The 18,919-nt window shown below is 68.2% G+C and carries 16 protein-coding genes; 5 read left to right on the plus strand and 11 right to left on the minus strand.

Features of this window, described 5'->3' with window-relative positions:
• Positions 1-100: 100 nt before the first annotated feature.
• The gene (locus A5697_RS10035; RefSeq protein WP_067950445.1) at positions 101-949 is read right to left on the minus strand and encodes an SDR family oxidoreductase; all 849 of its coding nucleotides are present in this window, start codon (positions 947-949) and stop codon (positions 101-103) included.
• Between the two features lie 71 nt (positions 950-1,020).
• Here A5697_RS10035 and A5697_RS10040 point away from each other — a divergent pair, with 71 nt between their 5' ends.
• Entirely contained in the window at positions 1,021-1,530 is a 510-nt protein-coding gene (locus tag A5697_RS10040) for a GNAT family N-acetyltransferase (protein ID WP_067950448.1), read from the plus strand.
• Positions 1,531-1,538: 8 nt separating this feature from the next.
• Here the strand turns inward: A5697_RS10040 and A5697_RS10045 are convergent, their stop codons facing one another.
• From A5697_RS10045 to A5697_RS10055, 3 genes are all read right to left on the minus strand, one after another.
• Complete coding sequence (locus tag A5697_RS10045) at positions 1,539-2,036, minus strand: DUF427 domain-containing protein (protein ID WP_067950450.1); 498 nt, start codon at positions 2,034-2,036, stop codon at positions 1,539-1,541.
• A 57-nt stretch (positions 2,037-2,093) separates the two neighbouring features.
• Positions 2,094-3,707 (minus strand): alkaline phosphatase family protein, encoded by a 1,614-nt coding sequence (locus A5697_RS10050; protein ID WP_067950452.1) that lies wholly within the window; start codon positions 3,705-3,707, stop codon positions 2,094-2,096.
• A 163-nt stretch (positions 3,708-3,870) separates the two neighbouring features.
• Positions 3,871-4,788, minus strand: coding sequence for an undecaprenyl-diphosphate phosphatase (locus A5697_RS10055; protein WP_067950454.1), 918 nt, complete (start codon positions 4,786-4,788; stop codon positions 3,871-3,873).
• A 158-nt stretch (positions 4,789-4,946) separates the two neighbouring features.
• Between A5697_RS10055 and A5697_RS10060 the strand changes: the two genes are divergently transcribed.
• The 3 genes from A5697_RS10060 (at position 4,947) to A5697_RS10070 (ending at position 11,113) form a co-directional block, all read left to right on the plus strand.
• The gene (locus tag A5697_RS10060; protein WP_068010159.1) at positions 4,947-7,346 is read left to right on the plus strand and encodes a CoA transferase; all 2,400 of its coding nucleotides are present in this window, start codon (positions 4,947-4,949) and stop codon (positions 7,344-7,346) included.
• Positions 7,347-7,406: 60 nt separating this feature from the next.
• A complete protein-coding gene (locus A5697_RS10065) occupies positions 7,407-8,891 on the plus strand; it encodes an acetyl-CoA acetyltransferase (protein WP_068010161.1) in 1,485 nt (494 codons plus the stop codon).
• 110 nt (positions 8,892-9,001) lie between these two features.
• A complete protein-coding gene (locus tag A5697_RS10070) occupies positions 9,002-11,113 on the plus strand; it encodes an NAD-dependent epimerase/dehydratase family protein (RefSeq protein WP_068010163.1) in 2,112 nt (703 codons plus the stop codon).
• Here the strand turns inward: A5697_RS10070 and A5697_RS10075 are convergent.
• The 7 genes from A5697_RS10075 to lon all read right to left on the minus strand — a co-directional run bounded on the left by A5697_RS10075 (position 11,102) and on the right by lon (position 17,652).
• Positions 11,102-12,334 carry an NAD(P)/FAD-dependent oxidoreductase gene (locus A5697_RS10075; RefSeq protein WP_068010165.1) on the minus strand — a complete coding sequence of 411 codons (1,233 nt, stop codon included), beginning with the start codon at positions 12,332-12,334 and terminating at the stop codon, positions 11,102-11,104. The genes A5697_RS10070 and A5697_RS10075 overlap by 12 nt on opposite strands.
• 49 nt (positions 12,335-12,383) lie before the next feature.
• The gene (locus A5697_RS10080; RefSeq protein ID WP_067950463.1) at positions 12,384-13,109 is read right to left on the minus strand and encodes a DUF72 domain-containing protein; all 726 of its coding nucleotides are present in this window, start codon (positions 13,107-13,109) and stop codon (positions 12,384-12,386) included.
• Positions 13,106-13,741: an endonuclease gene (locus A5697_RS10085; protein ID WP_068010167.1), complete on the minus strand. Its 636-nt coding sequence runs from the start codon at positions 13,739-13,741 to the stop codon at positions 13,106-13,108. The genes A5697_RS10080 and A5697_RS10085 overlap by 4 nt, the downstream gene beginning before the upstream one ends.
• Before the next feature lie 43 nt (positions 13,742-13,784).
• Positions 13,785-14,117 carry a TfoX/Sxy family protein gene (locus A5697_RS10090; protein ID WP_068010170.1) on the minus strand — a complete coding sequence of 111 codons (333 nt, stop codon included), beginning with the start codon at positions 14,115-14,117 and terminating at the stop codon, positions 13,785-13,787.
• A gap of 10 nt (positions 14,118-14,127) precedes the next feature.
• Positions 14,128-14,514 carry a nitroreductase family deazaflavin-dependent oxidoreductase gene (locus tag A5697_RS10095; protein ID WP_067950469.1) on the minus strand — a complete coding sequence of 129 codons (387 nt, stop codon included), beginning with the start codon at positions 14,512-14,514 and terminating at the stop codon, positions 14,128-14,130.
• Between the two features lie 79 nt (positions 14,515-14,593).
• Positions 14,594-15,049 carry a hypothetical protein gene (locus tag A5697_RS28345; RefSeq protein WP_231972033.1) on the minus strand — a complete coding sequence of 152 codons (456 nt, stop codon included), beginning with the start codon at positions 15,047-15,049 and terminating at the stop codon, positions 14,594-14,596.
• Between the two features lie 281 nt (positions 15,050-15,330).
• Positions 15,331-17,652: an endopeptidase La gene (lon, locus tag A5697_RS10105; protein ID WP_068010171.1), complete on the minus strand. Its 2,322-nt coding sequence runs from the start codon at positions 17,650-17,652 to the stop codon at positions 15,331-15,333.
• Between the two features lie 23 nt (positions 17,653-17,675).
• Between lon and A5697_RS10110 the strand changes: the two genes are divergently transcribed.
• Positions 17,676-18,914, plus strand: coding sequence for a phytanoyl-CoA dioxygenase family protein (locus A5697_RS10110; protein WP_068010176.1), 1,239 nt, complete (start codon positions 17,676-17,678; stop codon positions 18,912-18,914).
• The last annotated feature ends 5 nt before the right edge of the window (positions 18,915-18,919 follow it).

The following is an 18,919-nucleotide window of genomic DNA, read 5'->3' on the forward strand; positions in this document are numbered from 1 at the left end:
GGCGACCCGCTTCGCCCGGCTCCGCCGCGCTCGCGATCGCCGACTACTCCTCATGGCGGCGACCCGCTTCGCCCGGCTCCGCCGCGCTCGCGATCGCCGACTACTCCTCGCCGCGAGCCCGCGACTCGTAGGCCCTGCGCTTCTCGGCGTCGACGTCGTCGGTGAAGACGTGCTCGCCGCCGAGCGCGCGGTTCAGCCCTTCGGACAGCGCGCGGGGCATGAACTTCTGCGACGCGATGATCGCGCCGGCGGTCTTCGTGACCCGCACCCGCGGCCGGGGATGAGCCACCAGTTTGACGATCGCCTCCGCGATGTCGGCCGGCTCGGCGTTCTTGATGCCCTTGGCGCCCGAGGTGCCGGCGATCAACTCGGTGTTCACGAACGTCGGCATGACGACCGAGAACTTGACGCCCGCCTTGCGGCATTCCAGCCGGGCGGTATCGGTGAAGCCGATCACCGCATGCTTGCTGGCGCAGTAGGTGGCGGCCCCGGCGATGTAGGTCTCCCCGGCGAGTGAGGCGACGTTGATGACGTGTCCGGACCGGCGGGGGACCATGCGCTGGGCCGCCAGCTTGCTGCCCAGGACGACGCCGTAGACGTTGATGTCGAGGACGCGCCGGGTGACGGCGTCCGGCTCGTCGACCATCCGGCCGAGCGGCATGATGCCGGCGTTGTTGACCAGCACGTCGATCGGGCCGAGTTGGCGCTCGACCTCGTCCAGGAAGTCCGCGAACGAGTGCGGGTCGGTGACGTCGAGCTTGCCGTACACGTCCAGGCCCAGCGCGGAGCCGGATTCCTTCACCCGCACCTCGTCGATGTCACCGATTGCCACTTTGGCGCCCAGATTGTGCAGCGCGGTCGCGGTGGCCAACCCGATGCCGCGGGCGCCGCCGGTGATCACGATTACCTTGCCGCGGACCTTCAGCCCGACGGACGCCGTGTCTGCCATTTTCGTACCCTCCGGAGTCTTGACGGGTGTCAACTAGGCAATCTGACCCCAGATCGTCGAATACTGCAACGATGACCCAGGTGCGGGCGGCGGTCCCGGCGGACGCCTACGAGGTGGCCTGTTTACACGTGCGGTCGTGGCAGTCGGCCTACCGGGGGCTCATCGGCCGCGCCTACCTGGACAACCTCACCCCGGAGGCGTTGGTCGACCGGTACACCTTCGGCCGCGTGGGGTTGCGGATGCCGTCCACCTTGGTCGCGGTCGAGGGGTCCGCGATCCGCGGCTTCGCCACCACGGGCCTATGTCGTGAAAACGACCTACCGAACTTTGGTGAGCTGATGGCGCTGTATGTCGACCCGGACCATCTGGGTGCGGGGGTGGGGCGCTCGCTGATGGTGGCCGCCCGGGAGCGGTTGCGGCGAGTCGGTGCGCGAGGCGCCGTGCTGTGGGCGCTGGAGGGCAACACCCGCGCGCTGAGCTTTTACGGGCGTGACGGGTGGCGGCCCGACGGGTCTTGCCGCGCAGCGGATTTCGGCACTGACACGCGGCGCTTGGTCCGTTACCGGATAGAGCCGGTGTAGCGGCGCGATCACCAACCCGTCGAGCCGGGGATGCCTTTGAACGGGCCGGTCACCCAGCTGGTGATCCAGCCGCCGTAGAAGCCGCCGGGTTGGGGCACGACGACCTCTCCGTTGACCGTGCAACGGTCGACATTGGCGGCCATCACCGCGACCGCCCCGGCGATGGCTTCGAATCCGGGCGTCGGACTCACATAGCTCCAAGCCGATTTCGGCGCGACGACGCCGCCGCCCAGCAGATCGTAATAGGTTGCCCGGCCTTTGAATTCACACCAGGAGCTGCCGGACGTCTCACGCAGCGCCCCCTCGGCGAACGCGTCACGCGGGAGGTAATACGTCGGCGGATGACTGGTCTCGAGCACCCGCCAGGCCCGACGGGTGGATGCGATGACTTCACCACCCAACTCGACGGTGATGCGACCGGTGAACGGCTCGACGCGGGGCGGGCGCGGGTAGTCCCACACCGACTCGCGGCGTGGTGCGGCGGCTTCAGATTCGGAGTGGCTCATGCGTTGCCTCGACTCGTCGGTTACTTCGTACCTCCGGCCAGGCTAGGGGCGGCCGGTCTATGGCCAGTATTCATTCATCGGCTGCGCGAATTTGTCGTTGTTGGTGAGGCGGGGAAGGTGCAGGGCGTCTTCGATGGTGCGCAGCAGGCTGTAGTGGTCGTTATGGGTGGCCGCGACGAAATGACCCTGGCGCATACCGGAGTTCGGCGATGGGATGACGATCATGGGCACGTGGTTGCCCTCGTTGCCGATCGTCAACGACAGGTTGTTGTAGTCCTCGTCCCAGGTGATGAAGATCGCGCTGCGTTGGGTCTGGAACGCGGGCGAATTCACGATCGTCGGCAGCACCTGCTGCAGGAACTGGTCGCCGGCCTTGATGTTGTATTGGTGGAACGTCAGTTCGCTGCCGATGAAGCGTACGTTGACGGGGCCTTCCATGTTGTGGTCCTCGTCCGCGGCGAACCACACGAAGTTCGGGGTGGTGTTGGCCGACGCGAGATCCGTAGCCATCCGTGGCAGCGGCAACACATGCGCCTGGCACCGGGCGGCGTTGGACACGATGTCGTGGAAGGCGAGGAACGGGAGCTCACCGGGGGAGTAGCCCCCACTCGACGCGGTGGCACACGGGGTGGGCATGGACTGTTCGTAGCCGGCCCACGTCTTGTTCGCCGCCTCGAGCGTGTCGGCCAGGTTCGGTGCGTCGAAACAGTTCATCGCGCAGTCGTAGTTCGCGCCGAAGTCGGACCCACCGAGGACGGGGAAATAGTTCGGGTTGCTCGGGTGGGTCAGGGCGTAGTAGTTGGACCCGTATCCGTAGGTGTTGATGAGGCTGTTGATGTAGGGCGCATTCGGGCTGCCGACAACGTCTTTGACGCCGTGGTTCTCCATGTAGACCAGGAACACGTGATCGAGGGGGCCGACGGTGGAGTTCGGCGGCGCGGGTAGCGGCGGGGCGGGCAAAGGGACGCCGACCGTGAAGGAAATGTTGTCGGCATACGAGTGGTTGTAGGCGCCGCCCGCCCAGTGGGTGTCCTTGAAGGTCACGGTCACCCGCGCGCGGGTTGTGCCCGCGGGAATGGTTCCCGTGGTGTCGCGTTCGACCAGTTCGGTCTGGAAGCCGCGCTGCAGTATCGAGACCGGCCCGATTTTGGCTGTGCCCAAAGGTGATTGGCCGGGCCCCAAGAAGTCAGCGGTGACCGACGCCTCGGACAGTTCCAGCCGGTTGCCGCCGAGCCAACCACTCAGCGTGAAGGGCACGTTGCCGTTGTTGATGGCCGCCGCCGCGCCGCTGAGATCGACGATTTGTGAGATTGTGGACGTCGCCACGTTTCCGCCGCCGAAGTACTGCGCACCGCCGTCGGGTGGGCCGTGCTGGGCGGACGGAAACGCCAGGAACTTCGGCATGGTCGGCCCCGGCGACCCGAGGGGCGAGGGCAGCCGGACCAGGGTGTTGTATTTGATCACCGTCGGCGTGCCGGTCACGGTCCAGCCGGGGATCGATACTCCGCTGTATCCCGACAGTGAGGGGTCCCCGAGCTCGGCGCCCGGGTTGACCAACAGATTCGGGCTCATCGGAGCGGCGGCGGTCGCTCTGGGTGCGGTGAACGCCGACAGCACCAGCATGCCGGCCCCGATCGCGGCGCCGGCCGCCCGGCAAAGGCGACAGAACATTCAGGCATCCCCCCGGTGGTACGGCGCCGCGCGTTGCTCCGTAGATCGTGAGCTACGTCACTGCTGCGCACCTAGCCGTTGCACGAATCGATACGCAGCAGTTGCCGTTTGGTGACCGAGTCGGTGAAGAGATGGCAGAAGAAATCGTGTAAGCCGTTGCGCGTCAGCTGACGGCGAGCCACACCAGGCTGGCGCCGCCGGCCAGGGCGCAGTAGATGGCGAACGGCGTGAGGGTGCGGGTTTGGAAGTACTGCGTCAGGAACCGCACGGCGAGGTAGGCGCACACGAAGGAGGCGACGCTACCGGCCAGCACCTGGCCCCCTATCCCGCTCGCTTGGGGCCCGAACAACTCCGGGATCTTGTACAAGCCGGCGGCCAGGATGATCGGCGTCGCCAACAAAAAGGAGAACCGGGCGGCGTCCTCGTGGGACAGGCCGCGCCACAGGCCGGCCACCATGGTGATGCCCGAACGGCTGATGCCGGGCAGCAGCGCCAGGATCTGCGCGGCGCCGATCAGGATGCCACGGCGCAAGGGGAGTTGGGCCAGGCGGTTGTCGACGGCCTCCCCGGTGTGCAGGGGTTGTTCACCCACCGGCCGCTCGTGGTCGGCCGCGGGCGCTACCCGCCGGCGCAGCACCTCGCCCGCGTACAGCGCGATGCCGTTGAGCAGCAGGAAAATCGCCGCCGGGACGGGCCTGCCGAGTGTGGTGCGGAACGTTTTTTCCAGGACCAGCCCCGCCAGGCCGACCGGAATCGTGGCCCCCACGATGAGCCAGGCGAGCCGCTCGTCGGGGGTGTTGATCCGGCGATGCCGCAATGACGACACAAATCCGGCCACGATGCGCAGCCAGTCCCGCCAGAAGAACACCAGCAGCGCGGCGGCCGTGGCCACATGCAGGCCGACGATGAACGCCAGGTAGGGCGATTGGGGGGCCGAGACGCTCAGGTCTTCGGCCCACCGGCCGCCGACCACCGCGGGCACCAGCACCGCATGCCCGAGGCTGGAAACCGGGAACAGCTCGGTGACGCCCTGGAACGCGCCGACCACCACCGCCTCGATGTAGGTCAAGTGCGCGCTCATATCAGATGCCTCCGTCGGATCGTTCGCCCGTGGCTTCGCCGATCGGCCTGTGACGATAGCCGACCGCGAGTCCGCCCTCCCAATCAGCTTGCCCAGTTGGCTTTTTGGCTGGTGGGGGGACCGTCCGCCGGGCCGGCCACCGCACCGGCGGGTACGGTGTGCTGATGTCCGACGGGCTGCTTGACGCCGTGCGCGTCCTCGACTTGTCGAGCGGTAACGGCGACGCGGTGACGCGCCTGTTCGCCGACTTGGGCGCCGACGTGCTCAAGGTCGAACCCCCTACCGGAAGCCCGGCGCGTGATTCGCCGCCGATGCTGGCCGGCGCGAGCATCCCGTTTGCCGTGCACAACGCCAACAAGCGCAGCGTGGTGCTGGACCCGTTCGACGAGGACGACTGCGGCGTGTTCCTCGACCTGGCCGCCCAGGCCGACATCGTCGTCGACGACGGCTTCTATGGGGAGGCCCCGACCTTCGGGACGTCGGTGGAGGAGCTGGCCGCCCAGCACCCGCATCTGGTCGTGCTCTCGATCACCGACTTCGGCGCCACGGGGCCGCGGTCGCTGTGGCGGGCCACCGATCCGGTGTTGTACGCGATGTCCGGCTCGCTGTCACGCTCGGGTCCCACCACCGGCACCCCGGTGTTGCCGCCGGACGGTATCGCGTCGGCCACCGCCGCCGCCCAGGCGGCCTGGGCAACCCTCGTCGCGTATTACAACCGATTGCGTTGTGGCACCGGCGAATACATCGACTTCTCGCGTTTCGATGCTGTGGTCATGTCGCTCGATCCGGCGTTCGGCGCGCATGGGCAGGTCGCGGCCGGCATCCGCCGCACCGGGCAGTGGCGGGGGCGCCCGAAGAACCAGGACGCGTACCCGATTTACCCCTGCAAGGACGGTTACGTCCGGCTGTGCGTGATGGCGCCGCGCCAATGGCGAGGCCTGCGGCGCTGGCTGGGCGAGCCGGCCGACTTCCAGGACCCGAAATACGACGTGATCGGGGCGCGCTTCGCCGCGTGGCCGCAGATCAGCGAGTTGGTCCAGGCGCTGTTCGCCGAACAGACCATGAAGGATCTGGTTGCCGCGGGGCAGGCTCATGGCGTGCCGATCGCCGCCGTGCTGACGCCGTCGTGGGTGATGGATTCCGAGCACTTTCAGGCGGTGGGCGCGGTCACCGACGTCGAGTTGGTCCCGGGGGTGCGCACCCGCGTGCCCACCGGTTACTTCGTCGTCGATGGACTGCACGCGGGTTTCCGCAGCCCGGCCCCGGCCGCGGGGCGGGACGGACCGGGCTGGCGGGGGAACCCGGCGGTCGTGCAATCGCCCTCGGGCCGCGTCGGCGACTATCCGTTTGCGGGACTTCGCATCTTGGATCTGGGCATCATCGTCGCCGGCGGCGAGTTGAGCCGGCTCTTCGGCGACCTCGGCGCCGAGGTCATCAAAATCGAAAGCGCCGAATACCCGGACGGGTTGCGGCAGGCCCGTGCCGGAGACGCCATGAGCGAGTCGTTCGCCTGGACGCATCGCAACAACCTGGCGATGGGTCTGGATCTGCGCAGCCCCGCGGGCAAGGGGATCTTCACTCGGCTCGTCGCGGAGTCCGACACCGTCTTCGCCAACTTCAAGCCGGGAACGCTTACCGCGCTTGGCTTTTCCTACCACGATCTGCGTGCCGTCAACCCGCGGATCGTGCTTGCCGAGAGCAGCGCCTACGGCGACCAAGGCCCATGGAGCACCCGCATGGGCTACGGGCCGCTGGTCCGCGCCGCGACCGGTGTCACGCGGTTGTGGACGGCCGACGAACCGGAGAATCGGAACCACACTGGGCGGCATGCCTTTTACGATGCGACGACCATCTTCCCCGACCACGTCGTCGGGCGGATCACCGCGATCGCGGCGCTGGCCGCGCTGATCCACCGCCACCGGACGGGCGGCGGGTCGCACGTGCACATCTCGCAAGCCGAAGCCGTGATCAACCAACTCGACACCTTGTACGTCACCCAGGCCGCCCTGGCCGCGGGCGTCCCGAGAATCTCCGAGACCACCAGCCTGCACGCCGTCTGTCCGTGCGCGGGCGACGACGAGTGGTGCGTCATATCGATCGAATCCGATGACGAATGGCGTTGCGCCGCAGGTGTTTTCCATCACCCGGAATGGGCGGACGATCCGCGCTTCGCGACCGGTGAGGCGCGGCTGGCCAATCGGCGAGAGCTGGTTGAATTGGTGTCGGCGTGGACCCGCACCCGCACACCGGTACGGGCCGCCCAGCTGCTGCAATCCTCCGGCGTTGCGGCCGGGCCGATGAACCGGCCGCCGGACATCTTGGAGGACCCCCAGCTGGTCGAGCGAAAACTCTATGCCGAGATGCTGCACCCCCTCATCGAGCGTCCGCTGCCGGCCGAGACGGGCCCCGCGCCGTTCCAGCACATCCCGCCGGCCCCGCAGCGCCCGGCGCCACTGCCAGGCCAGGACACCGTCGAGATCTGCCGGAAGGTACTGGGCATGGGCGACCCGGAGATCGACCGGCTCGTCGCCGACGGCGCGCTGTTCGGGCCGCCCTGACGCGCGGGGAATCCGGCCCGCGCGACCACCCGGATCGATAGCCACGCTAAATTCACTGTCATGACCGTGCACCCCAGGACGCCGGTGTTGATCGGCTACGGCCAGGTCAACCACCGCGACGAGATCGATCCGGAGAAGCGGTCCGTCGAGCCGGTGGACCTGATGGCGACCGCCGCCCGGCAAGCCGCCGATTCGGCCGTGATCGAGGCCGTGGATTCCATCCGCGTGGTGAACATCCTGTCGGCGCACTACCGGGACCCCGGGCTGCTGCTCGGCCAGCGGATCGGCGCGACGGACTTCACCACGTTGTACAGCCCCGTCGGTGGCAACGTGCCGCAGTCGCTGGTCAACCAGGCCTGCTTGGACATCCAGCGGGGCAGCGCCCAGGTGGTGCTGCTGGCCGGTGCCGAGACCTGGCGCACCCGTCGGGGCCTGCGGGCCAAGGGCGGCAAGCTCGAGTGGACCGTTCAGGACGACTCCGTCCCGATGGCCGAGGTCAGCGGCGCCGACGTCCCGATGGCCGGCGACGCGGAAATCAGGATTCGGCTGGACCGGCCAGCGTTCGTCTACCCGCTGTTCGAGCAGGCCCTGCGGATTGCGAACGGCGAATCGGTTGAACACCACCGCAAGCGCATCGGCGAGCTGTGGGCCCGCTTCAACGCCGTTGCGGTCGACAATCCGCACGCGTGGATCCGCAAACCGGTGAGCGCCGAAGAGATCTGCGAGCCCGGCCCGCAGAACAGGATGATCAGCTGGCCGTACACCAAGCTGATGAACTCCAACAACATGGTCGATCAGGGCGCCGCGCTCGTCTTGACCTCGGTGGAGCAGGCGAGACGCCTGCAGATCCCGGCCGACCGCTGGATCTTTCCGCATGCCGGCACCGACGCGCATGACACCTCCGCCATCGCCGAGCGGGACGAGCTGCACCGGTCTCCGGCCATCCGGCTCGCCGGTGGCCGGGCGCTGGAGCTGGCGGGCATGGGCATCGACGAAGTCGACTACGTCGACCTGTATTCCTGCTTTCCCTCGGCCGTTCAGGTGGCGGCGGCAGAACTGGGCCTGCCGGTCGACGATCCCGCCCGCCCGCTCACCGTCACCGGCGGTCTGACGTTCGCAGGCGGCCCCTGGAGCAACTACGTGATGCACTCGATCGCCACTATGGCGGAGTTGCTGGCGGCTAATCCCGGGCGGCGCGGCCTGATCACCGCCAACGGCGGCTTCCTGACCAAGCACAGCTTCGGCGTGTACAGCACCGAGCCGCCCGATGAGTTCCGTTGGGAGGACGTGCAACCGGTCGTCGACCGAGAGCCCACCCGGGACGCCTTGGTGGAATGGGAGGGCGTCGGGACGGTGGAAGCGTGGACGACGCCGTTCGATCGCGAGGGGCGACCGGAAAAGGCGTTCTTGGCCGTGCGCACGCCCGATGGGTCGCGGACCCTCGCTGTGATCACCGACAGCGCGGCGGCGCAGGTAACCGTGCGTGAAGACATCGGGGGCGCCAAGGTTGCCGTCGCCCCGGACGGCAGCGCCACGCTGCAATAACCCGGCGATAACATTCCCGCCAGCTCATGGCGCCGTTTGCCCCGTAACGGTCGCGTAGGTCGTGCCGTCTTGCCTATTGTTTAGTTTGAGGTCGGGGAGGTGAGACCCAGGTGCAGATCCTGGTTACCGACGCCACCGGCGCACTTGGGCGGCTGGTTGCACGGCAGTTGATCGCTGCCGGGCACACGGTCAGCGGCATTGCTGAGCGGCCGCATCCCTGCCTGGACCGCAACGTCGACCTTGTTTGCGCGTCGCTGCGCAACCGGGCCCTGCAAGAGCTCACCGAGGAAGCCGACGCGGTGATCCACCTGGCCCCCATCGACACCACCGCGCCCGGCAGCGCCGATATCGAGGGCCTCGCGCACGTGACCGATGTGGCCGCCCGCGCCGGCGCACGGCTGCTGTTCGTGTCCCAGGCCGCGGGGCGGCCGGAACTGTACAAGCCGGCCGAGGAACTGGTGTCCACCAGTTGGGGGCCCAGCCTGGTCGTCCGGATCGCCCCGCCGGTGGGCCGGCAGCTCGACTGGATGGTGTGCCGCACCGTGGCCACGCTGCTGCGCACCAAGGTTTCGGCGGAGCCGATGCGGGTGCTGCACGTCGACGATCTTGTGCGCTTCCTGGTCTCGGCGCTCAACACCGACCGCTCCGGTGTGGTGGACCTCGCCTCCCCGGGCACCGTCAACGTGATCACGGCGTGGCGGATGCTGCGATCCGCCGACCCGCGGTCCCGGTTGAATCGGGTGCGCAGCTGGCCGCAGCTCATCCCGGACATGGATATTGCTGCGGTACAGGAGGATTGGGCATTCGAGTTCGGCTGGCAGGCGCTCGAGGCAGTGGCCGACACCGCGCGCGGCCTCGTCGGCCGTCAGATCACCGCCGCGGGTGCCACCGACCACGGGCGCCAACTGGCGCTCCCGGTCGAGGTCGCCCCACGCCCCGCCCCCTCCGGCGAGGAGCACAGCGCGGCGCCCGAGGGTGTCGAGGGCGAATTCGACGACCGGGTCGATCCGCGCTTCCCAATTTTCAGTGCGGGCAACCTCGGCGAGCCGCTGCCGGGGCCGCTCACCCCGATCACCTTGGATGTCCAGCTGAGCGGATTGCGCACCGCGAACCGGGCGCTCAGTCACGTGCTGGCGCTGGGCGGCGTGGTGGGCGAGGAGTGGGGGAACAGGGCCATCGCCGTGTTCGGTCATCGGGCCTATGTCGGGGTTTCGGTCAACATGGTCGCGGCCGCGCAGCTGCCCGGCTGGGATCAGGATGCCGTCGCCCGCAACGCCCTCGTCGGCAGGCCGCACGTCGGAGACCCCCTACCGTTCGGTGAGCCCGCGCTGGCGGGCGGCGCCCTCGGCTATGTCGCCAAAGCCGTCGTCGCGGGACGATCGCTGGCCCTGTTGCGCCACCTCAAGTCCGATACGCGTGCCTACGGCGCGGCGGCCGAAACCGAACACCTCGACGCCGCACAGTTGGGATCGCTGCCCGACGCCGGCCTGGAAGTACGGATTCGCTTGCTGCGGGACCGCATTCACCAAGGCTGGATCCTCACTGCGTTGTGGCTGATCGATTCCGGCGTCACGGCGGCGGCGCTGGAACGCAGCAAGGCGGCGCGCAGCGTACCCGGAGTGGACATGATCATGGACAGCACCGTGGTCGCGACCGAGACCGCCGAGCTCGCCGCGGTCCTGCGGGCCGACCCGCCGCTGTGTGCGCTCGCCCGGGAAGGCAACCTCGCCAGCATCCGCGCGCTGTCTCCCAGCACCGCCGCCGCGGTCGATGCGGCCGTCGCCCGCGTCGCACACCGTGGGCCGGGGGAGGCCGAGCTGGCCAGCCAGACGTATGCCGACGATCCGGTGATGTTGCTGCGCGCGGCCGGAGAAGTCGCGGTGGCCGACGCGGCTTCGACCGAAGTGCCGCCGCCGACGCTGGCCCAGCGGCTGACCACCAGCGCTCGCGACTCCCGCGAGCTGGCCCACGACACCACTCTGCGATTCACCCATCAACTCCGGATGACGTTGCGGGAATTGGGATCCCGTCGAGTCGCGGCGGACCTGATCGACGTCGTCGAGGACGTGTACTACCTGACGTGTGACGAGCTGGTCACCATGCCGGGCGACGCCCGCCTCCGGATCAAACGCCGCCGCGCCGAACGGGAAAGGCTACAGGTGCAGCGCCCGCCCGACGTGATCGACGGGACATGGGTGCCCGTCGAACCGTCAGCCCAATAGCTCGGCCAGCGGGACCTCGACATCGGCCAGCCTGTCGGGGTCGACGGATGTCCGGGACCTGATCAGCGCTTTGACGTCGTCGAGCACATCCCAGATGTTGACGTTCATCCCGGCCAGTACCCGGTTGTCGCCGTCGAGCCAAAACGCGACGAATTCGCGTCCGGGAACGTCGCCCCGGAACACCACGCGCTCGAAGCCGGGCGCGTGCCCCACATACTCCATCCCGAGGTCGTACTGATCGGTGAAGAAATAGGGCAGCTCAGCGTATTCCCCTGGGCTGCCGAGCATCCCGGCCGCCGCCACCACGGGCTGCTTGAGCGCATTGGCCCAGTGCTCCGTGCGGATCCGGCCGCCGAACAGGGGGTGCGCTGCGGCGGCGATGTCGCCGACCGCGTAGATGTCCGGATCGCTGGTGCGCAGTGACGCATCGACCAGCACGCCCCCGTCTCCCATGGCGAGCCCGGCTTGTTCGGCGAGTTCGACGTTCGGCTTGGCCCCGACGGCCACCAACACGGCATCAGCGGACACCGTCGACCCGTCACGCATCTTCAGTCCGGTGGCTTTGCCGCCGGTCGTGGTGATCTCCTCGACCTGCGCCTCGAGCCGTAACTTCACCCCGTGATCGCGATGAAGCCGGGCGAACACCTCGCCCACCGTTTCGCCGAGCGCGGCCACCAGCGGTTGCTTCGCCGTCTCGACGACGGTCACATCGGCGCCACGCTGGCGGGCGGCGGCGGCCACCTCCAGGCCGATCCAGCCGGCCCCCACCACCGCCAGCGAAGACCCTTCGGTAAGAACCGAATCCAGTGACACAGCATCGTCGTAGGTGCGCAGATAGTGGACAGCGTCGGCATCGGATCCGGGTATCGGCGGTCGCCGGGACGCCGATCCCGTCGCCAGCAGCAGCTTGTCGTATCGCATCGTGGTGCCGTCGGGAAGCGCGACGGCATGGTCGCCCGCGTTCACGGCCGACACCCGCGAACCTAGTCTCAAGTCGACATTGTGGTCGCGATACCAGTCGGAGTTCTGCACGGTGAAATCGGTCAGCGACTTCTTGCCGGCCAGATACTCCTTGGAAAGCGGGGGTCGCTCGTAGGGCAGACGCTTCTCATCTGCAAATAAGGTGATTTGTCCGTCAAAGCCACTGTCGCGCAACGCTTCCACCGCTTTTGCTCCAGCAAGTCCACCGCCGATGATGACGAATGTTGTAGGGCTGGCCATGATTGTGACTCCGTCCTGCAGTCGACATGCCCAGCCTACGCGCGCCGGCTTACCGCAAGAGGTCTTGCAAGGTCAGCGCATTGCGCACCGCGTGGCCGCCCAGGTCGTTGTTGAAATACATCCATACGTCCTTGCCGTCGTCCTGCCACGCGGCGATCCGGTCCGCCCACCGCCGCAACTCATCGGTCGAGTAGCTGCCGGCATAGATCTCGTCCTGATCGGGACCGTGCATCCGGATGTACACCAGATCGGTGGTCGCCCGCGGCAGGCACGCCAGCCCGGCGCCGCTCATGACTACGTAGGCGGCGCGACGGCGGGCCAGCAGGTCGAAGACGGCCTCGTCATTCCAGGACGGATGTCGCAGCTCGACGGCCACCCGGATCGACGCCGGCACGCTACCCAGGAAGGCATCCAGGCGCGCGTCGTCACGCTGCAGCTCGGGATGCAATTGAACCAGCAGCACCCCGGCGCGATCACCCAACAGTTCCCAACAGCGCTCGAAGCGCTCGATCCACGGCCCGGCGGACGCCAGACGGCGGTAGTGCGTCAGTCCTCGATGCGCCTTGACCGACATCCTGAAGCCGTCCGGCAACTGTTGACGCCATCCCGCGAAGGTCGAATCCTTCGGCCAGCGGTAGAAACTCGCGTTCAGTTCGACGGTGTCGAACACCTCGATGTAGCGGGCCAGCCTGCGCCCGGTGGGCAGGCCAGGCGGGTACAGCACGTCGGCCCAATGGTTGTAGGACCACCCGGAGGTACCGATCCGCACGGTCAAGCGCTCACCTGCCGGCGCAATTCGTCGTCCAGCGATGTCCTGATGAGTGCGGCCGCAAGTCGCGCATTGCCTTGCGGCGCAAGGGCTCCCAGCTTCTCGGGCTGGGTGGGCAGACCCAACTTTTTGGCCGCGGCGGTGGCGCGGGCGTCGAAATACGGCCGCACCCAGGTCCACACGTCCTGCACCTCGCGCAGGTATATGTCGGCTCCGGTATCGCCGATTCCGTTGAACCCCTTGAGTAACCGTTTCGCGGCGGCGACGTCGCGTTCACTGCGGTCGGCGAGTTCCCGCAGATCGCCGGAATACTCGTCGCGCACGCGTTCGGCCATGTCGGTGAGCCGGGTGGCCGAACTTTCGTCGTAGCGCACGTAGTGGGCGCGGCCGAAGGCGTCGATCATGGTCCGCCGATCGCAGTCAAGCACCGCCTTCGGCGTGCGCAGCCCCGCCTTGAAAAGTTCGCGCCCGGCGCCCATGGCGATGGCGGCATCGATCGGCTTGCTGGCCAGCATGCAGATGACCAGCAGCTGAAACAGCGGCATCGGCTTGTCGGCGAGCTTGATTCGCGCCTCGGCGGCGTAGGTCGTCCCGGCGACGTCGAGCAGCCGTCGCACCAGTTGCTGGCGTTCGGACACACCTGGTCACGTACCCGCGCCGAGTGCTAGCAAACCGCGCCGGTCACTTGGGCGGCAGGCTGCGCGCGTAGCCGACGCCGCGGGCCACCCAGCCCTCGAGCTGTCGTTTGGTCCGCAACCCCGCGGGCTCCACCCGTACCCAGCCGCGAACGTCGCGGCCCGCCATCACCATTGGGCCGACGTGAGCGCGCCGCAGCACGTTGTCGAGCTCATCCGCCGGCACCCGGACCAGCAGACCACCCTGGCCGCTGACGGCCACGGACATGTTGCCGTTCACCAGGAACGCGAGCCCGCCGAACATGCGTTTCTCTTCGATGCCGCGCTCGGAGGCGACGAATTCGCGGATCTCGTTGGCCAGGTCCTCGTCGTAAGCCATGCGCGGCGCGTCAGTCCAGATCCACCCGGATGGTCAGCAGGTCGCTGCCCATCAGGCGCACCACCGCGCTGTTGAGCCGCGGGAGATCGCCGAGCCGCTGCAGCGGATCGTCGTCTGGCAGCAGATGAGCGGTGCCGCTGCGCCATCGACCGCCGATGCGCACCCGCACGGCGGGATTGGCCTTGATGTTGTGGACGTAGTCGGAGTGCTCGCCGTGTTCGGAGACCATCCAGAATTGGTTGTCGACCAAGCGTCCGCCGACGGCGGTGCGCCGCGGCTTACCGCTCTTGCGGCCGGTGGTTTCCAGGATGATCCCGGGCATCTGCCGGCCCACCGGGTTGACCAGCAGGCGCTGCACGCGGTGGACGACTTGGCGTTTGAGAGTCACGGCTCCCATTCAACGCCGACCTCGGCGCCATGTCACAGTGCAACGAAAACAGCCGCCCCCGAAGGGGCGGCTGCCTCGTTACGCCGTTTTAGGTCCCGGGGTTGACCCCGCCGCTGACCTGGCCTGAACCAGAGGTCCCGCCTGCGGGCGTGAACACCTGGAAACCAGTCGACGTGTTGACGCCCCACTGACCCAGCTGCGGGTTGAACACGACGGGAAGCTGCGTGCCGTCGGGGTCACCCACTGGCGGAACCCACGTGGCCGGGAGCCCGTAGCGAACCGGGTCGTTGTAGTGCCCCGGCGGCGGGAACCCGTTCTGTCCCGGAGGAAGCGGGCTGCCCGGCTGGTTGCAGTTGACGCCCGGCGCGCCCGGGTTACAAATCGGCTGTCCCGGCACGTGTTGACCCGGACCCGGTACGTCCCGGTCGCCTCCTGGCACATTCGGACCCGGAATGTTCGGATTTGGCACATTCGGACCGTCCGGACCGGCTTGTGCGATACCGGCGCCGATGCCGAGCGCCGCGGACGTGATACTTCCGGCCATGAGAGCGCCGGCTGTGATTTTGCTCAGATTCATAAGTGAACCCCCTTGTCGAGCAGTTGGCTGCCTGAACAGCAGCTGAACCAATTGACTTGGTGATTCGCTCACCCCACCGCCCTCATCGGGCAGTCGAACCTCCAACCCCCTGATACCCGAGGCACGGAGGCTGAAAACCTTTTCTCCCAAAGCGCCGGCATCAGGCCAGGTCAGGGCGGAGGACAGGCGGCCCAACGTGCTTGGCCGGGACGCGAGCCAATTTGCTACGCGTCCCGGCCAAGCTCAGGTCAAGCAGCGACCGTAACGGTCTCGGCCACCGGCTCGAGTGCCTGCGCGACGATCTCGGCGACATCGGTCATCGGTTTGACCGTCAGCGCGTCGAGCACCTCGGCGGGCACGTCGTCCAGGTCCGGCTCGTTGCGCGCCGGGATGAAGACCGTCGCCAGGCCGGCCCGCTGGGCCGCCAGCAGCTTTTGCTTCACACCGCCGATCGGCAACACCCGCCCGTTCAGCGTGACCTCACCGGTCATGCCGACATCGGAGCGCACCTGACGTCCGGTGGCCATCGAGACCAGCGCGGTCACCATGGTGACTCCGGCCGACGGGCCGTCCTTGGGCACGGCACCCGCGGGCACGTGCACGTGGATCCGCCGGTCGAGGGCCTTGGGGTCGACACCCAACTCGGCAGCGTGGGAGCGCACGTAGGACAGCGCGATCTGCGCCGACTCCTTCATCACGTCACCCAGCTGACCGGTGAGCTGCAAACCCGCCTCACCGTCCGTCGCGCCGGCTTCGATGTAGAGCACGTCACCGCCGAGGCCGGTGACGGCCAGACCGGTGGCCACTCCGGGCACCGCCGTGCGTTCGGCCGATTCCGGAGTGAACCGCGGACGGCCGAGGTATTCGACCAGATCCGGCTCGTCGATGGTGATCGGATCGGGGGTCTCCGCCAGCTTGGTGGTCACCTTGCGCAGCGCCTTGGCCAGCAGCCGCTCGAACTGGCGCACGCCGGGCTCCCGGGTGTAGTCGGCGGCGATCTTGCGCAGAGCGGCGTCGGTCAGCGTGACCTCGTCCGCGGTCAGCGCCGCCCGGTCCCGCTGCCGGGGCAGCAGGTAATCCCGCGCGATGGCGACCTTGTCGTCCTCGGTGTAGCCGTCGATCTGCACCAGCTCCATCCGGTCCAGCAGGGCCGAGGGGATGTTCTCGATCACGTTCGCGGTGGCCAGGAACACCACGTCGGACAGATCCAGGTCCAGGTCGAGGTAGTGGTCGCGGAACGTGTGGTTCTGCGCCGGGTCGAGCACCTCGAGCAGCGCCGCGCTCGGGTCGCCCCGGTAGTCGGAACCGACTTTGTCGATCTCGTCCAGCAGCACAACGGGGTTCATCGAGCCGGCCTCACCGATGGCCCGCACGATCCGGCCCGGCAGCGCGCCTACGTAGGTCCGCCGGTGCCCGCGGATCTCGGCCTCGTCGCGCACACCGCCCAGGGCGACGCGCACGAACTTGCGGCCCAGCGCCCGGGCGACGCTCTCACCCAGCGACGTCTTGCCGACGCCGGGGGGACCGGCCAGCACCATCACCGCGCCGGAGCCGCGGCCGCCGACGACCTGCAGCCCCCGTTGGGCGCGGCGGGCCCGCACGGCCAGGTATTCGACGATGCGGTCCTTGACGTCGTCCAGCCCGTGGTGGTCGGCGTCCAACACCCCGCGCGCGGCCTTCAGGTCGGTCGAGTCGTCGGTGTGTGAGTTCCAGGGCAGGTCGAGCACGGTGTCCAGCCAGGTGCGGATCCAGCCGCTTTCCGGGCTTTGGTCGCTGGACCGTTCCAGCTTGCCGACCTCGCGCAGCGCGGCCTCGCGCACCTTTTCGGGCAGCTCGGCGGCCTCGACGCGGGCGCGGTAATCATCGGAGCCGTCGGGCTCGCCCTCACCCAATTCCTTGCGGATGGCGGCCAGCTGTTGGCGCAGCAGGAACTCCTTCTGCGTCTTCTCCATGCCCTCGCGCACGTCCTCGGCGATCTTGTCGTTGACCTCGACCTCGGCGAGGTGGTCGCTGGTCCAGTCGATCAGCACCCGCAGCCGCTCGGCGACATCCTCGGTCTCGACCAGTTGCCGCTTCTGCTCGCTGGAGAGGTAGGAGGCGTAGCCGGAGGTGTCCGCCAGCGCCGACGGGTCGGTCAGCCTGTTGACATAGTCGACGATCTCCCAGGCCTCGCGCCGTTGCAGCATGGCCAGCAGCAGCTTCTTGTATTCGGCCGTCAGCGCCTTGACTTCGTCGGTCGGCTCGACGTCGGGAACCTCGGTCACCTCGACCCACAGCGCAGCACCGGGCCCGGACGCTCCCGCCCCGATCTGCGCCCGGCGCTCACCGCGCACGACGGCCGCTGTGCCGCCGCCTGCGATGCGTCCGACCTGCAAAATCTTGGCGATCACACCGTGCGACGGGTACCGGTCGTCCAGCCGGGGCGCGATCAGCAGCTGCCCGGATTCACTCGCCTGAGCAGCGTCGATCGCCGCCCGCGCGGCCTCGTCGAGCGCGACGGGAACGACCATTCCGGGCAACACGATGGTGTCGGTGACAAACAGCACCGGCATCGATTTGGCTTCAGCCATCAATCCTCCAAAAACTGAGTCTGATGCGCTCAACCCAGGCGGGCGTCGGTTTGTTCCCCCCGGACGCTCCGCCGCGGGTCAGCCGGCGGAATGTGGTGGCTATCACGTTGGCGGTCTTGGATAATCGGCTCGTGCCGCTGACGCGCACCGCCCCGACCGCCCTCGACCCGGATGTCCTCGAATCCGCGGCCAGAGACCTCGCCTCAGCGGGCGCCATCACCTTCCTCGTCGGCGACGAGGCGGTCACCTATGCCGTCGAGGGCTCGACGATCCGCGTCGGCGAGGGGCAGCGCACCGGAGACGCCGTCGTCCGGCTGTCCCGACGGGCCTGGGACGACATGGTTGGCCAAATCCGCACGGCGATCAACCTCCTGCTCAGCGACGAATTGTCCTTTGAGCGGGGTGGCTTCGACCAGCTGGCCGACTGGGACCCGGTCCTGCGGTACCTGCATGCCGGGGTGCCGCCCTACGATCCGGCCCGCGCCGACTTGGCGGGGCGTGACCCGCTCGCCACGTTCACGCTGGACGAGAACGACGCCGAGTTGACCGCACAGCTGCAAACCATGGGCTACCTGCACGTCAGGGGTGTCTTCGCCACCGACGAGATGCGGGCCGCCAACCGCGAAGTCGACCGCCTCGCGGCCGAGGCCCGGCCGGGGGACGACCGTTCGTGGTGGGTCACCGACGAGGACGGCGGCAGCGCGCTGTGCCGGTTGGTCTACGCGACGCTGCGCTCACCCGTCCTCGCCGCCTTGGAAAACGACCCGAGGATTCGCAGGCTGGGCACCCTCATCGATCCCGCGCTGCGGCCCGCACCCGACCGGATGGAAGGCAGCGCGGTGCTGCTCAAGGTGCCCGGAAACACCAGTGGGCTGTCCAACATCCCCTGGCATCAGGACTGCGGCATGGGTGGACACGCCCTCATGTGCCCCGCGGTGAGCGTCGGCATCCAGCTGACCGGCTCGGACGCCTCGACCGGCAACCTTCAGGTGGTGCCGGGCAGCCACGGCCAGGCGATTCACTACCGCTGGGAACATCGGCTCCAAGGGGTACCGGTGGTCAGCATCGACACCGCCCCCGGCGACGTGACCGTCCATGTCCAGGACCTGATGCACGCCTCACCCCGGCCGACCGCCACCGGGGGCCGCCGCACGATGTATGTCACTCACTATCCGCCGCAGCTCTTCGAACACGTCGGGCCCGGCGAGGCATTCAACGACCTGGTGCGCAACCGCACGGAACGCGTCGCCCGCCTGCAGTAACGCGG

The sequence above is a fragment of the Mycobacterium sp. E3251 genome, from assembly GCF_001666835.1.
GTDB lineage: Bacteria > Actinomycetota > Actinomycetes > Mycobacteriales > Mycobacteriaceae > Mycobacterium.